The sequence below is a fragment of the Limnohabitans sp. T6-5 genome (assembly GCF_003063315.1).
Taxonomy (GTDB): domain Bacteria; phylum Pseudomonadota; class Gammaproteobacteria; order Burkholderiales; family Burkholderiaceae_C; genus Limnohabitans_A.
In genome coordinates this window covers 40,280-54,387 of the sequence record NZ_NERV01000002.1, presented here as the reverse complement: position 1 = coordinate 54,387, position 14,108 = coordinate 40,280, and the positions used below count along the sequence as shown (strand labels likewise).

Annotated in this window: 14 protein-coding genes; 9 read left to right on the top strand and 5 right to left on the bottom strand. The window is 58.2% G+C overall.

Annotated features, from left to right (window positions below):
* Positions 1-29 precede the first annotated feature (29 nt).
* Positions 30-599, bottom strand: coding sequence for a polyhydroxyalkanoate synthesis repressor PhaR (gene phaR / locus B9Z51_RS05890; RefSeq protein ID WP_233254854.1), 570 nt, complete (start codon positions 597-599; stop codon positions 30-32).
* A 179-nt stretch (positions 600-778) separates the two neighbouring features.
* Here phaR and B9Z51_RS05885 point away from each other — a divergent pair, with 179 nt between their 5' ends.
* The 9 genes from B9Z51_RS05885 to tolA are packed head-to-tail and all read left to right on the top strand — an operon-like array spanning position 779 to position 7,277.
* The gene (locus tag B9Z51_RS05885; protein ID WP_108372825.1) at positions 779-1,417 is read left to right on the top strand and encodes a riboflavin synthase; all 639 of its coding nucleotides are present in this window, start codon (positions 779-781) and stop codon (positions 1,415-1,417) included.
* Positions 1,414-2,541 carry a bifunctional 3,4-dihydroxy-2-butanone-4-phosphate synthase/GTP cyclohydrolase II gene (gene ribBA / locus B9Z51_RS05880; protein WP_108372823.1) on the top strand — a complete coding sequence of 376 codons (1,128 nt, stop codon included), beginning with the start codon at positions 1,414-1,416 and terminating at the stop codon, positions 2,539-2,541. The genes B9Z51_RS05885 and ribBA overlap by 4 nt, the downstream gene beginning before the upstream one ends.
* A gap of 2 nt (positions 2,542-2,543) precedes the next feature.
* Positions 2,544-3,041 (top strand): 6,7-dimethyl-8-ribityllumazine synthase, encoded by a 498-nt coding sequence (ribH, locus tag B9Z51_RS05875; protein ID WP_108372821.1) that lies wholly within the window; start codon positions 2,544-2,546, stop codon positions 3,039-3,041.
* Positions 3,041-3,565 (top strand): transcription antitermination factor NusB, encoded by a 525-nt coding sequence (gene nusB / locus B9Z51_RS05870; RefSeq protein ID WP_108372819.1) that lies wholly within the window; start codon positions 3,041-3,043, stop codon positions 3,563-3,565. The genes ribH and nusB overlap by 1 nt, the downstream gene beginning before the upstream one ends.
* A gap of 10 nt (positions 3,566-3,575) precedes the next feature.
* A complete protein-coding gene (locus B9Z51_RS05865; protein ID WP_108372817.1) occupies positions 3,576-4,763 on the top strand; it encodes a pyridoxal phosphate-dependent aminotransferase in 1,188 nt (395 codons plus the stop codon).
* The gene (gene ybgC, locus B9Z51_RS05860; RefSeq protein WP_108372815.1) at positions 4,760-5,182 is read left to right on the top strand and encodes a tol-pal system-associated acyl-CoA thioesterase; all 423 of its coding nucleotides are present in this window, start codon (positions 4,760-4,762) and stop codon (positions 5,180-5,182) included. The genes B9Z51_RS05865 and ybgC overlap by 4 nt, the downstream gene beginning before the upstream one ends.
* Complete coding sequence (gene tolQ, locus B9Z51_RS05855) at positions 5,179-5,877, top strand: protein TolQ (protein ID WP_108372814.1); 699 nt, start codon at positions 5,179-5,181, stop codon at positions 5,875-5,877. The genes ybgC and tolQ overlap by 4 nt, the downstream gene beginning before the upstream one ends.
* Positions 5,878-5,887: 10 nt before the next feature.
* Positions 5,888-6,307: a biopolymer transporter ExbD gene (locus B9Z51_RS05850; protein ID WP_108372812.1), complete on the top strand. Its 420-nt coding sequence runs from the start codon at positions 5,888-5,890 to the stop codon at positions 6,305-6,307.
* A 10-nt stretch (positions 6,308-6,317) separates the two neighbouring features.
* Positions 6,318-7,277: a cell envelope integrity protein TolA gene (gene tolA, locus B9Z51_RS05845; RefSeq protein ID WP_108372810.1), complete on the top strand. Its 960-nt coding sequence runs from the start codon at positions 6,318-6,320 to the stop codon at positions 7,275-7,277.
* A 386-nt stretch (positions 7,278-7,663) separates the two neighbouring features.
* Here the strand turns inward: tolA and B9Z51_RS18385 are convergent, their stop codons facing one another.
* The 4 genes from B9Z51_RS18385 to dnaE form a co-directional block, all read right to left on the bottom strand.
* Complete coding sequence (locus B9Z51_RS18385; RefSeq protein WP_158272837.1) at positions 7,664-7,816, bottom strand: hypothetical protein; 153 nt, start codon at positions 7,814-7,816, stop codon at positions 7,664-7,666.
* Positions 7,817-7,818: 2 nt separating this feature from the next.
* A complete protein-coding gene (locus B9Z51_RS18160) occupies positions 7,819-8,946 on the bottom strand; it encodes a hypothetical protein (protein WP_233254853.1) in 1,128 nt (375 codons plus the stop codon).
* Positions 8,947-9,263: 317 nt separating this feature from the next.
* Positions 9,264-10,142, bottom strand: coding sequence for a cadherin-like domain-containing protein (locus tag B9Z51_RS05840; RefSeq protein WP_108372808.1), 879 nt, complete (start codon positions 10,140-10,142; stop codon positions 9,264-9,266).
* Between the two features lie 261 nt (positions 10,143-10,403).
* Complete coding sequence (dnaE, locus tag B9Z51_RS05835) at positions 10,404-13,967, bottom strand: DNA polymerase III subunit alpha (RefSeq protein WP_108372806.1); 3,564 nt, start codon at positions 13,965-13,967, stop codon at positions 10,404-10,406.
* Between the last annotated feature and the right edge of the window lie 141 nt (positions 13,968-14,108).

Genomic DNA, 14,108 nt, shown 5'->3' with positions numbered 1-14,108 from the left:
GCTTGCGACCCAAGGGCATGAAGCCCTGCTCAGGCTCTCAAACCCAGTGCGCCCAGCATCTGCTCCGTGTTCTTCTGAATTTGCTTTTGCATCTGTTCCTGCATCTGGGCCATCATGCCCTGGGATGGATTGGCCAAACCCGAAAACATGTTCTGCATCAAGGGGTTTTGCCATTGCATGAATTGAGACCACAGCTCCGGACTCAGCGGCTGGCTGTTAGCTCCGAGTTTGGCTTGCCAATCCATGAACGACTGGACATGGTTCTCGAGATACGAGCCCATGTAGCCCTGCATGGCGTGACCGTAGAAGCGGATGATGTTGGCCAAAACGGCCTCACTGAACATGGGCACGCCCGCAGACTCTTCTTCCAGAATGATTTGCAACAAAATCGACCGGGTCAAATCCTCCCCGGTTTTGGCATCCCGCACCACCAAGGACGCCCCTTCCATGACCAGCTTCTTGACTTCTGCCAAGGTGACGTAGGTCGACGTCTGTGTGTCATACAAACGGCGATTGGGGTATTTTTTGATCGTGCGCACCGAACCCGGCAAAGCCGAAGAAGCTGACGATGAAGAAGAGGCAGTAAACGGGGCCGGCACGAAAACTCCAGATGAAACACATTGCGCAGCCGCACATTCTAGGTGCACCCCCAAAGGGGGTAAGTCTTGTTTACCCTGATGCCCTGACCACATTCCCATCATTGAACTTGCAAGCCCTGCCAAGGTTTTTCTTGGCTCTCTGGTCGATTCAGCAGCAATCCCTGCGAAAATACGCCGCTATGTTCACCGGAATCATCACCGGCGTGGGGCGGATCGTCGCCATTCACGACCTGGGTCGCTCTTTACAACACGGCAAGCGCCTCACCATCGAGGCCCCCGCCGGGTACCTTGACGACGTGGGCTTGGGCGACAGCATCGCCCTGAATGGCGCCTGCATGACTGTCACCACCTTCACCCCTGAAAACCGCCAGTTCACGATCGACATCTCGGCGGAATCCTTGGACAAGACATGCGGTCTGGACCAAGCAGGCCCCATCAACCTTGAAAAAGCACTGCGCGCCAACGACCGCCTGGGCGGACACATCGTGTCCGGCCATGTGGATGGCGTGGGCACCCTCAGCCGTTTTGAGCAAATCGGCGAAAGCTGGGAGCTGTGCGTGCTCGCTCCGCTTGCCCTGGGCAAATACCTGGCGTACAAAGGCTCCATCACCGTCAACGGCGTGAGCCTCACAGTCAACCGCGTGGCTGATCTGGCCGATGGGTGTGAGATCAGCATCAACTTGATCCCCCACACCGTAGAAAACACCGCCCTCGGCAGCCTGAAAGCGGGCAGCCCGGTCAACCTCGAAATCGACACTGTCGCCCGCTACGTTGAGCGCATGCTCAGCGCAGGCCTGACCCAGAAAGACAAAGCATGAACGCCCCCGAAAAACTGCAGCCCGTGGCGATCTCGCCCGTCGAAGAGATCGTGGCCGAGATGAAAGCCGGTCGCATCGTGATCCTGGTCGACGAAGAAGACCGCGAAAACGAAGGCGATCTGGTGCTGGCCTCTGACCACGTCACCCCCGAAGCCATCAACTTCATGGCCCGTTTTGGCCGTGGCCTGATTTGCCTCACGCTCACCCGTGAACGCTGCGAGTTCCTCAAGCTCCCGCCCATGGCGGCGCGCAACGGCACCGTGTACAGCACGGCATTCACCGTGTCCATCGAAGCCGCCGAAGGCGTGACCACCGGCATCTCAGCCGCTGACCGCGCCAAGACTGTACAAGTGGCCGTGGCGCGCAACAGCCAGCCCACCGACCTGGTGCAACCCGGTCACATCTTCCCGCTGCAAGCGGTGGACGGCGGCGTGCTCATGCGTGCAGGCCACACCGAAGCCGGTTGCGACCTGGCCGCCATGGCCGGCTGCAGCGCATCGTCCGTGATCTGCGAGATCATGAAAGACGATGGCACCATGGCTCGTCTGCCCGATTTGCAACTGTTTGCCGCTGAGCACGGGCTCAAAATCGGCACGATTGCTGATTTGATCCACTACCGCAGCAGCAATGAATCACTGGTCGAGCGCATGGGCAGCCGCCCCCTGCAAACTGCCCATGGCGAATTCACTGCGCACGCCTTCCGCGACCAACCTAGCCAAACCGTGCACCTGGCCTTGGTCAAAGGCCAATGGTCAGCCGACGCCGAAGTGCCTGTGCGCGTGCACGAGCCGCTGTCGGTGCTCGACGCGCTGGAAGTCAACCGCGCCATGCACTCTTGGAGCCTGGACGCCAGTCTGCAATACATCAACACCCAAGGCTGCGGCGTGGCCGTGCTGCTCAACTGCGGCGAATCGGCAGATCAGCTGCTGGCCCAGTTTGAAGGCCGGGCACGCTCTGCCCAAGCGCCCGAGCGCGGCAAGATGGACCTGCGCACTTACGGTGTCGGGGCACAAATCCTGCGCGAATGTGGCGTTCACAAAATGAAACTCATGGGCCAACCCCGCCGCATGCCCAGCATGACCGGCTACGGCCTCGAAATCACCGGCTACATCCCCAAGGAATAACCATGCTCGAAGCAAACAAAGGCACAGAACAAGAACTCGACGGGCAGTTTCTGCACATCGGCATCGTGCAAGCCCGATTCAACGAAGACATCACCAACGCTCTGGCCAAAGCCTGCATCGAAGAGCTGCAAGCCTTGGGCGTGACCAGCATCGACCACGTCATGGTGCCCGGCGCGCTGGAAGTGCCCGTGGCCCTTCAAGCCATGGCCGAGCGCGCCGAATACGACGCATTGATTGCCCTGGGCTGCATCATCCGTGGCGAGACTTACCACTTTGAGCTGGTGGCCAACGAATCCGGTGCCGGCGTGAGCCGCGTGTCGCTCGACTACAACCTGCCGATCGCCAACGCGATTTTGACCACCGAAAACCTCGAGCAAGCCATCGTGCGCCAGACCGAAAAAGGCCGCGACGCAGCCCGCGTTGCGGTCGAGATGGCCTGCATCATGGACGACCTGTCGGCCGATCTGGCCGAAGAGTTTGACGACGAAGAGAACACCTGATGAACGACCAAAACAGCACGCCAGACACAGAAACGGCAAGCGCCCCGCCCGCAGCTGCAGGCACGCGCAAGTCGTCTGCCAAGCCTGCACGCAGCCGTTCGCGCGAGTTTGCGCTGCAGGCGCTGTACCAGCACATCGTGGGCCGCAACGAAGCCTCAGACATCGACATTTTCACCCGCGACCTGTCGGGTTTTCACAAAGCAGATTCGGCCCATTACGACGCCCTGCTCTACGGCTGCATCGAACAAGCCCAAGGCCTGGACGCCCTGATTGGCCCCAAGCTGGACCGCAGCTTTGCCGAAATCTCACCCGTCGAGCGCGCCATCATGTGGATCGGCGTCTATGAAATGCAGCATTGCCTGGATGTGCCCTGGCGCGTGGTGCTCAACGAATGCATCGAGCTGGCCAAGGACTTTGGGGGCACCGACGGGCACAAATATGTCAACGCCGTGCTGAATGGATTGGCCCCCGAATTGCGCAGCGCCGAAGTGCAGGCCGACCGTCAGTCCGGCCGCGCCAAATAAGCCAGACACCATGCGAATCTCTGAGCGCGCCGAGCGCATTGAGCCGTTTTACGTGATGGAGGTGGCCAAGGCCGCCTCACAAAAAGCCCGGGAAGTGGCCCACACAGACCGCCCTGTGGTCTTCCTGAACATCGGCGAACCCGATTTCACCGCCCCGCCCCGCGTGCAGCAAGCGGCCCAAGCGGCCATTGAAAACGGCCAAACCCAGTACACCCCCGCGCTGGGCCTGGACACCCTGCGACAGGCCATCAGCCAGTGGTACGCCTCGCGCTTTGGTGTGCAGGTGCCCGCCAGCCGCATCGTGGTCACTGCGGGCGCGTCGGCGGCTTTGCAATTGGCGTGTTTGGCGCTCATTGACCGGGGCGACGAAATCCTCATGCCCGACCCGAGCTACCCCTGCAACCGCCACTTCGTGAGTGCGGCCGAGGGCACAGCCGTGTTGGTGCCGACCACGGCCGAAGAGCGCTTTCAGCTCAGCGCCGCCAAAGTGGCTGCGGCTTGGGGCCCCCAAACCCGGGGCGTCTTGCTGGCATCGCCCTCCAACCCCACGGGCACCTCGATCGACCCGTCCGAATTGGCCCACATCGTTGAAGTTGTGCGCAGCCGTGGCGGCATCACGCTGATCGACGAAATTTATCTGGGCCTGAGCCACGACGACGCGTTCGGCCAAAGCGCCCTGGCCCTGGGCGACGACGTCATCAGCATCAACAGCTTCAGCAAATACTTCAACATGACCGGCTGGCGTTTGGGCTGGCTGGTGGTGCCCGAAACGCTCACACCCGTGCTGGAGCGCCTGGCGCAAAACCTGTTCATCTGTGCCAGCACCGTGTCGCAACAAGCGGCGCTGGCCTGCTTTGAACCCGAGAGCCTGGCCGAATACGAGCGCCGCCGCGCCGAGTTCAAGGCCCGGCGCGACTACTTCATTCCAGCCCTGAACGACTTGGGGCTGACCGTGCCCGTCGCCCCCGATGGCGCCTTTTACGCCTGGGCCGACTGCACCGCCGCGTGCCAAAAGCTGGGCATCAAAGACAGTTGGGACTTTGCCTTTGCCGCACTGGAACACGCCCATGTGGCCATCACGCCGGGGCGCGACTTTGGCACCGACCAAACCGCCCGCTTTGTGCGCTTTTCCACCGCCAATTCGATGGCCGAATTGCAAACCGCCATCGCCCGCCTCAAAGCCTGGTTAAAGCCATGACGCACAGCACCGCCCCCTTTGCGCACCCCGTCCGCATCTATTGGGAAGACACCGACGCGGGGGGCATCGTGTTTTACGCCAACTACCTCAAGTTTTTTGAGCGCGCCCGTACCGAATGGCTGCGCGCCCTGGGCTTTGGCCAGCAGGTGCTGCGTGACGAATCGGGCGGCATGTTTGTCGTGTCTGAGACCGCAGTCAAATACCACTCGCCCGCCCGTCTGGACGACACCCTGATCGTGACCGCCGAGCTGCAAACCAGCGGTAAAGCCAGCCTGACCATTGCCCAGCGCGCCTACTTGCGCGCCGACGGCCAAGCTGACCGACTGCTGGCCGAAGGCACCATCCGCCTGGGCTGGGTCGACAGCACCACCTTGAAACCTGGCCGCATACCGGCCCCCGTTCTGGAAGCCCTGAAATGAACCAAGACATGTCCATCGTCTCGCTGCTCTTGCACGCCAGTTTTGTCGTGCAACTGGTGGTCTTGTTGCTGCTGGCGATTTCTGTGGCCAGCTGGGCCGCCATCGTGCGCAAACTCGGTGCCATCAAGCGCATCAAAAACCTGAACGAAGAGTTTGAACGCGTCTTCTGGTCCGGCACCAGCCTGAACGAGCTGTTCAACGCCGCCAGCCAAAACGCCAAACTGTCCGGCCCGATGGAGCGCATTTTTGCCAGCGGCATGCGCGAATACCAAAAACTGCGCGAGCGCCACATCAGCGATGCAGGCACCCTGCTCGACGGCGCACGCCGCGCCATGCGGGCGAGCTTTCAGCGCGAGATGGACGTGGCCGAATCGCAATTGGCCTTCCTCGCTTCGGTCGGCTCCATCTCGCCTTATGTCGGCTTGTTTGGCACCGTGTGGGGCATCATGCACGCCTTCACCGGCTTGGCCAGCTTGCAACAAGTGACCTTGGCCACTGTCGCCCCCGGCATTGCCGAAGCGCTGGTGGCCACCGCCATTGGCCTGTTCTCGGCCATTCCTGCCGTGCTCGCCTACAACCGTTTCTCGCACGACGTGGACCGCATCGCCATCAAGCTGGAAACCTTCATCGAGGAGTTCTCCAACATCCTGCAACGCAGCCTGGGTGGGGCCAGCAGCTCCGCTTCGGGCCACTGAAAGGAAAGCCATGCCCGCTGTGTCATCCCGGGGCCGTGGTCGCCGCACCATCGCCGAAATCAACATGGTGCCCTTCATCGACGTGATGCTGGTGTTGCTGATCATCTTCATGGTGACCGCCCCCATGATCACGCCCAGCATGGTGGACCTGCCCAGCGTGGGCAAAGCGGCCAAGCAGCCCGACAAAGTCATCCAGATCGTGATCCAGAAAGACGAACGACTGGAACTGGTCAGCGACGGCAAGACCGCCAGCGCCACCCTCGCCAGCGTGGCCACCAGCGTCAAAGGCCTGGTGGGTGACAGCGACAACACCGCGGTCGTCATCAGTGCCGACCGCTCGGTGAAATACGAAACCGTGGTCAAAGTCATGGACAGCCTGCAGCGGGCGGGCATCGCGCGCGTGGGCCTGTCGGTCCAGCTGGCCCCTTGAGGAATCGGGTTTGAACGCCAAAACAGCTCCGCACCTCGAATTTGCACCGCCCCCTCAGCCTGGTGCGGGCAGAGCATGGCTCACTGCAGGCCTGGTACATGCGCTGCTGTTCCTGGCCTTGGGCCTGGCCACCGCCTGGAAAACCCAAACCCAAACCGTGCAAGCCGAGGCCGAGCTGTGGTCAGCCACCCCGCAAGCCGCCGCCCCGCGCCTGCAAGAGCCACCTGTCGCAGAGCCCGAACCCGAGCCTGAACCCCAGCCCGAACCTCCACCCCGCGCCAAACCCACGCCCCCACCGCCCCCCGCACCCGATCCGGCCATCGAGCGGCGCGACGCCCAGATTGCGCTGGAGAAGAAAAAGCAAATCGAGAAAAAGAAAGAAGCGGAAAAAGCGGAACAAGAAAAAGCCAAGGCAGACCAACAACGCAAAGCGCGTGAAAAAGAAGAAAAAGCCGAAAAGAACAAAGCTGAAAAAGAAAAAGCCGAGAAAGAGAAAGCGGCGAAGGAAAAAGCGGCCAAAGAGAAAAAAGCCCAAGAAGACAAAGAACGCGACAAGAAAAAGGCTGCTGAAAAAGCCGCCGAAAAAGCCGATGCCGCCCGCGCCGACGCCCTGCGCCAGGAAAACCTCAAACGCATGCAAGGCATGGCCGGTGCTTCAGGCGGCGAAAACGCCACAGGGTCAGCCCTCAAGTCTTCCGGCCCCTCGGCCAGCTATGCAGGCCGCTTGGTGGGCCGCATCAAACCCAACATCACCTACCCCGGCGATGTGGTGGGCAACCCACGCGCCGAAGTCGAAGTCAGAGTCAGCTCCGACGGCACCATCACGAGCCGCCGCATCGCCCAAAGCAGCGGCAACAAAGCCTGGGACGAAGCCGTGCTGCGCGCCATCGACAAAACCGAAATCCTGCCCAAAGACACCGACGGCCGCGTGCCCCCCGTCATCATCCTAGGCTTCAGGCCGCAAGACTGAGCGAGACAGTTCCTCGCCAAACCGAGCTGTCGCAGGTCCGCGGCTTCAGCCCCGCCATGGGCCTGTGCCGAAGCGAACAATGTCGGACCTAAAGGTGCCGACCTACAGGAATCAAGCATTTCTACGTCGGCGACTTCAGCCCCGACAAGGTGACTTCGCAAAAAATCTACTGTGCTGTTGGTGTTCTGGCTGACATACGATTTGGCCTGAGTGGTGGTCTGGCCGTTGACGGTACCCGCCATCCCGCCTCTTTAGTAATGGGGTTGTATGCCATAAAGGGGCATTTGCACCGGTGTTGACGCCAGGGCTGCGCGTATCGTTATAAATGCCTTTTACGATAAACCCTGTCGGTATCGATAAATTCAAAGGTGAATAACCCGCACGCCCTACTGTGGTTTGATCGTCAATAAAACCAATGGGGAATTTTTAATAATACCGCCACCATTATTTAAAGCATACGCAGTTTGAGTAATCGCAATACCTAATTTAGCGCGCGCGGCTTCTGCTTGGGTTAGTGTTTGGTTGTTTGTGGTGGTCATGGTTAGTCTTCTTTGCAAAGTTCAATAATTAAATCACCCGAAATAGCTCTGCAGCCATTCGGCGATAGATTGGATAAATCGAAGGGTTTTTTAAGTACCCGTTTTGTAATACCTGTTTTTTCGTCTTGCCAATAAAGCCCGCCGAGTAACGTTGAGTTGAGTGTGATGTATTGGCCCCGTCGAGCCCAATAACCAAATCCATTACCTGCTAACCCGCGCCCAAAAGCAGTGGCAACCTGAAATAACTTTGGAAGTGTTTTAATCTCAACGCCATTGGCTGAAATCAGCCATGAATATTTAGCCCCATCAGGACAAATGCCCCCCTGCTTTTGCCCTATTGGTGCCGATGAAAAATATTTATTAAGCCATGGTAGATAATCAGGCATGTGCAATTTTTCACAAAGAGTTAGCTCTTTAAATAAGTAAACTATTTTACCATTTTCATCTAGCAAACGAGTATAGTTTTTATCGTAAAATGAATTAGATCTAGCAATAAAACCATCGCCTTTTCTCAAAGAGTTTCCAGGTGGATTTTTGTCTTCAGAATTGTCGTAGTGATTGCAGGTATATTCATTAATAATCCGAACCTCTTTTGAAGGGTGTTTAATTCCAAAACGTGTTAACGATTTACCAAATGGGCCTTCAAGAAAAAATTCTTCATACGGACTTGTATCTCCAAATTTTCTATGATTGCTATATTTAAGTGCTTTCTCTTCTAATAGCAAATTACCCTCAGGAGATAGGCATCTCACGTTTCCACGGTATGGCGTTTCTTCAACATGGCCTGTATCCACATTAAAAATAAATACTTTAGGCAACTCATCAATACCCGCCATCCAACCCTTGTAATCATTCACTGAAATCAACACTCTTTGATTGTCAATCCAATACATACGCCCCGCTTGTTGAACACCCCATGGCTTAGGAGGAATTAGTTTTATCTCCACCTCCCCCGGAGCCTCTACAAACATGGCGCGTATATCTGTTGGTATGTAATCACCAGTCCATTTTTTGGGATTAAGACAAACGCGCCTTCCGGCACTATCAATCACAAGAGTTTCAGGGCAAATTTCTTTAGTTGATAACTGTTGGGCAAAGCAAAGCTGAACATCAAAAATTAGAAGCGCCATGCCAATGCATTGAAATATGCACTTCAAACCACACATTTTTTGTAGTTTTCTATAGATTTGCATCATGTTTTTGTCTATATACAAGTTATGTTTTTGGGTATGCATGAAGCGGCTCGAATTCAGGCCGCATATTTTTTATGTATGCGTATTAATTCATAAGAGAGCATGAATTAAATAGTGAAAAAGTGGTTTTAGCTGAATTTTTAGCAAGAATAATATCTTGGTTATAGAGTCAACATAAAAATGTGTTATTCAAAGATTAAGCTTCTGAGCCGACGTTATTGGAAACTCAAGCAGCCAAACTCCAGCTGGCGTCGTTAGCAGCGCCGCGCACAAACACGCTGCTGTATCAGCAAGGGGTCCATGCGGGCTTGGCTGTCTTGCAAATCTGCACTTGCCAAGAACACCGCCGCTTTCATAGGCGCGGTCTGCGCTGCGGCACCAGTGCCGCCTGCAACGCCTTTGCCCGTGCCCACATTCACTTGTGTGATGTTGTTCTGCGCATCAGCCACCTGGTACTTAAAGCCCATCACCCCGGTGTAGCTGGCATCTGGCGTAAACAGCACATCGCCACTGGCCGTCAAGCTCACCGTACCGCCCTTGGCCTGTGACACCGCCAGAATGCGCAAGTCCGTCACCGCACTGTCCCAGTCCTTGTCATTGGCCAGCAGCTGCAGCTTGCTGATCAAGTGGCTACCTGTGCGCGTGATGGCCGCACCCGAGCTGCTGGTTGTCAGGGTGTCTTTCACAGGCAGTGGGCTGCCAATGGTCAAGTCCACATTGCTGACGTCTTTAAAGCTCAGCTTCTCTTTGTCCGTGAGCGTGTCCGCCCCATCACCGCCCCAGACCACATCGGCACCATTGCCCTCCACCAGCGCGTCGTTGTCTACACCACCGCCCAGCAGGTCATTGCCGTCTTGCCCCAGCAACACATCGTCACCCTCTTCGCCATAGACCTTGTCGTCACCGGCGTAGCCATATTCCGTGTCGTTGCCCGTGCCGCCCCACAGCTTGTCATTGCGCGTGGAGCCGCCCATTTCGTCGTTGCCGCCTCCGCCCAAGAAGTTCACCAACAAGCTGTTGTTAAAAAACCCCGTATTCGCATAGGTGCTGCCGTCAAAGCTGTCGGCTCCGCCGGGGGCGATCAAGCAATTGAAGCTGCCTGTAACTCTGAACACTGGTGTGAAATTGCGCATGGTGTTTGGCTTCACTGAAACTTTTAGCACCGACAGTCTGCCGCATTTGAAAACTTATAACTTTGAAGAAATCATTACTGCCATGAATTTCACTAAGGTCCACTATCACCGCTTACATATCGTCACGACGGGGAACGTCACGGTTATTCAGAGGGGCAAGGTGTGGGTTGCATAAGGTGAAGACACCGGCATTTTGTAGGTCGGTGGTCGAAGACCCCGAGAAGGGCATTGGCCGATAGGCATGGCGCATGCCCCCCAACTTCACTGCGAAACAGTCCGCAGGCTCAGCATGGGGTGGTTGTCTTCGTAGACGATGTGGGCCTGGCCTTGGTCGGCTTGGGCCATCCAGCTGGCCAGGGCGGCGTCGGAGGGGAAGAAGCGGGCAGGCTCGCCCAGCGCCAGCTCGGCTCGGGCGCCCACGGTGTCGTTGCGCCGCTCCAGCGTCAGGCGCACCGGCAGGCCGCGCACCAGTTCGCCCTGTTCGGTTTCTTCGCGTTGGGCTGGGAATTCCTTGACCAGGCGGGCCACATCGGGCGCACGGCCATTGACGGCCACGCGCAAAAATTTGCCGAAGCGGCAACGGGCTTGGCCCAGGTCCATGATCTGCTCCATCTTGAGGCGAAAGCCACCCGAAAAGCGGTCGGCCTGCATCTTGGCGGTGACGATGATCAGCTCGTCGTCCTTGAGCAAATGTTTGGCCGAATTGATCAGGCTTTCATCGGCGGTGGCTTCCATCACGCCCGATTTGTCGTCGAGCTTGAAGATGGCCACCTTGCCGCGCTGGCCGTTGATGATGCGCAAATCGGTGACGATGCCCGCCAGCACCATGGACTCGCGGCTGTCGATCAGGTCGTCGATCTTGCGGCGCGCAAACTGGCGCACTTCGCGCTCGACCGCGTCGAACAGATGGCCTGAGAGGTAAAAGCCCACGGCTGTTTTTTCCAGCAGCAAGCGTTCCTTGATGCCCCAGGGCAGCACATCGGCCAGGTCAGGTTCCTGCGTGCTGGAGCCGTGCGAGTCGTCGCCCAGCATGTCAAACAAACCGCCCTGGTTGGCGTTGGCGGCTGTGGCTGCGGCAAATTCAAAAGCCTTGTCGATGCTGGCCGACAAGGCGGCGCGGTTCATGTGCAGCGAGTCAAAGGCCCCGGCCTTGATGAGCGCATCCACGGTGCGTTTGTTGATGCGGCTGCGGTCCACCCGCACGGCAAAGTCGAACAAGCTGGTGAAGGGGCCGCCCTCAGTGCGGGCGGCCACGATGGCTTCAATCGCTTGCTGGCCCGTGCCCTTGATGGCGCCCAGTCCGTAGCGGATGATTTTGTCGGTGACCGGCTCAAAGCGGTGCGTGCCCCGGTTCACGTCGGGCGGGTCAAAGGTGATGCCGAACTTGACCGCGTCTTCGTAGAGCACCTTGAGCTTGTCGGTGTCGTCCATTTCCACCGTCATGTTGGCGCAGAAAAACTCGGCGGTGTAGTGCACCTTGAGCCAACCGGTGTGATAAGCCAACAAAGAGTAAGCAGCGGCGTGCGACTTGTTGAAGCCGTAGCCCGCGAACTTTTCCATCAAGTCAAAAACCTCGTCGGCCTTTTCTTCGGTGATGTCGTTCTTGGCCGCCCCAGCGCGGAAGATGGCGCGGTGCTCGGCCATTTCTTCGGCCTTTTTCTTGCCCATGGCGCGGCGCAACATGTCGGCGCCGCCCAGCGAGTAACCGCCCAAAATCTGGGCCGTCTGCATCACCTGCTCTTGATAAACCATGATGCCGTAGGTCTCGCTCAGCATCTCGGCCACCAGCGGGTGTGGGTATTCGATGACTTCACGCCCGTGCTTGCGCGCCACAAAACTGGGGATCAGGTCCATCGGCCCCGGGCGGTAAAGCGCGTTCAGCGCAATCAGGTCTTCCAGACGGCTGGGGCGTGCGTCGCGCAGCATGCCCTGCATGCCTCGGCTTTCAAACTGGAACACGGCCTCGGTCTTGCCGTCCGAGAACAGCTTGTAGGTCGGCACGTCGTCGAGCGGGATGTTCTCAAAGGCGAAGCTCTCTTGGCCCTTGTGCCGCTTCATGATGAACTCGCGGGCGATCTCCAAAATGGTGAGCGTGGCCAGGCCCAAAAAGTCGAACTTCACCAAGCCCGCCGCTTCCACGTCGTCCTTGTCGTATTGGCTGACGGCCGATTCGCTGCCCGGCTGCTGGTACAGCGGGCAAAAGTCAGTCAATTTGCCAGGGGCAATGAGCACGCCCCCGGCGTGCATGCCGATGTTGCGGGTCATGCCTTCGAGCTTTTGCGCCAGCTCGATCAGGGTCTTCACATCCTCTTCGCGCTCGATGCGCTCGGCCAGGATGGGCTCCATCGCAATCGCGTAATTGTTTTTGTCACCCTCTTTGGGCGTGGCGGGCGGATATTGCAGCGTGACCGACATGCCCGGCTTGTTGGGGATCAGCTTGCTGATGCCGTCACAAAAGGTGTAGCTCATGTCGAGCACACGGCCCACATCGCGAATGGCCGCACGCGCAGCCATGGTGCCGAAGGTGGCGATCTGGCTGACCGCATCGCGGCCGTATTTGTCCTTCACATAGTCGATCACCCGGTCGCGGTTGCCCTGGCAAAAGTCGATGTCGAAGTCGGGCATGGACACCCGCTCGGGGTTGAGGAATCGCTCAAACAGCAGGCTGTATTGCAGAGGATCCAGGTCGGTGATCTTGAGCGCATAGGCCACCAGCGAGCCCGCACCTGAACCCCGGCCTGGCCCCACCGGGCAGCCATTGGCTTTGGCCCACTGGATGAAGTCACCCACGATCAGGAAGTAGCCCGGAAAACCCATCTTCAAAATGGTGCCCAGCTCAAACTCCAGCCGCTCTACATAGCGCGCACGCTCGGCGTTGCGTTTGGCTTCGTCGGGGTAGAGGTGCAGGAGCCGTGCCTCCAAGCCTTCAAAAGAGACGTGGCGGAAATAATCATCCACTGACATGACCGCACCGTTGACGGGCGGGATCGGGAAATTGGGCAGCTGCGGCTTGCCCAGCACCAACGTCAGGTTGCAGCGCTTGGCAATTTCCAGGGTGTTGGCCAACGCGCTGGGCACGTCGGCAAACAGCACACACATTTCTTGTGAGGACTTGAAATACTGGTCCCGGGTGAATCGCCGCACCCGGCGCGGGTTGGCCAAAATTTCGCCTTCAGAAATACATACCCGAGCTTCGTGCGCTTCGTAGTCTTCTGTCGTGAGGAACTGCACCGGGTGGGTGGCCACCACCGGCAGCCCCAAGCGGGCGGCCAGCGCCACGGCCCCGGCCACCTGTGGCTCGTCTTCGGGGCGGCCTGCGCGTTGCAGTTCCAGGTAAAACCGGTGCGGAAAAATCGAGCCCAGCTGCAAAGCCACATCGGCCGCTTTGTCGCTGTCGCCCTGCAAAATGGCCTGCCCAACCGGTCCGGCCTGGGCACCAGACATCAGGATCAGGCCCTCGGCCAGCTCCTTGAGCCAGGCCAGTTTGACCACGGCCACGTTTTTGACCACGTTTTTAGTCCAGGCCCTGGCCAGCAACTCACAGATATTCAAATAGCCCTGGTGGCTTTGCACCAGCAAGGCCACCCGGCTGGTGGTCCCCAGCTCAGCGCCCAGACCTTCGAGGTTGATCTCGGCGCCCAAAATCGGCTTGACCCCTTTGCCCCGGCCCTCTTTGTAGAACTTGACCCCGCCAAACATGTTGTTCAGGTCGGTCAATCCCAAGGCGGGCTGACCGTCTTTGGCTGCGGCCTTGAGCACCTCATCGATGCGGCAGGTGGAGTCAACGACGGAAAATTCGGAGTGAAGGCGCAGGTGAACAAACATAGCCAGCCATTTTATGGACCCGGCACGCAGAAATTTGATTTCGTGAGAAATGTCTTTTCGTAGGTCGGTACTCGCAGAGTCCGACGTTTGTGGGCTTGGGCGCTGAACCTGATTCAACTTTTGCGGGTTTCAGCAGCCCCA

What these genes read in the sequence shown, in the direction of transcription:
- ybgC (WP_108372815.1), top strand. Translation starts at nt 4,760, where the DNA reads ATGACGCACAGCACCGCCCCCTTTGCGCACCCCGTCCGCATCTATTGG.
- nusB (WP_108372819.1), top strand. Translation starts at nt 3,041, where the DNA reads ATGAACGACCAAAACAGCACGCCAGACACAGAAACGGCAAGCGCCCCG.
- tolQ (WP_108372814.1), top strand. Translation starts at nt 5,179, where the DNA reads ATGAACCAAGACATGTCCATCGTCTCGCTGCTCTTGCACGCCAGTTTT.
- B9Z51_RS18385 (WP_158272837.1), bottom strand. Translation starts at nt 7,816, where the DNA reads ATGACCACCACAAACAACCAAACACTAACCCAAGCAGAAGCCGCGCGC.
- ribH (WP_108372821.1), top strand. Translation starts at nt 2,544, where the DNA reads ATGCTCGAAGCAAACAAAGGCACAGAACAAGAACTCGACGGGCAGTTT.
- B9Z51_RS05850 (WP_108372812.1), top strand. Translation starts at nt 5,888, where the DNA reads ATGCCCGCTGTGTCATCCCGGGGCCGTGGTCGCCGCACCATCGCCGAA.
- dnaE (WP_108372806.1), bottom strand. Translation starts at nt 13,967, where the DNA reads ATGTTTGTTCACCTGCGCCTTCACTCCGAATTTTCCGTCGTTGACTCC.
- ribBA (WP_108372823.1), top strand. Translation starts at nt 1,414, where the DNA reads ATGAACGCCCCCGAAAAACTGCAGCCCGTGGCGATCTCGCCCGTCGAA.
- B9Z51_RS05840 (WP_108372808.1), bottom strand. Translation starts at nt 10,142, where the DNA reads ATGCGCAATTTCACACCAGTGTTCAGAGTTACAGGCAGCTTCAATTGC.
- B9Z51_RS05885 (WP_108372825.1), top strand. Translation starts at nt 779, where the DNA reads ATGTTCACCGGAATCATCACCGGCGTGGGGCGGATCGTCGCCATTCAC.
- B9Z51_RS05865 (WP_108372817.1), top strand. Translation starts at nt 3,576, where the DNA reads ATGCGAATCTCTGAGCGCGCCGAGCGCATTGAGCCGTTTTACGTGATG.
- B9Z51_RS18160 (WP_233254853.1), bottom strand. Translation starts at nt 8,946, where the DNA reads ATGGCGCTTCTAATTTTTGATGTTCAGCTTTGCTTTGCCCAACAGTTA.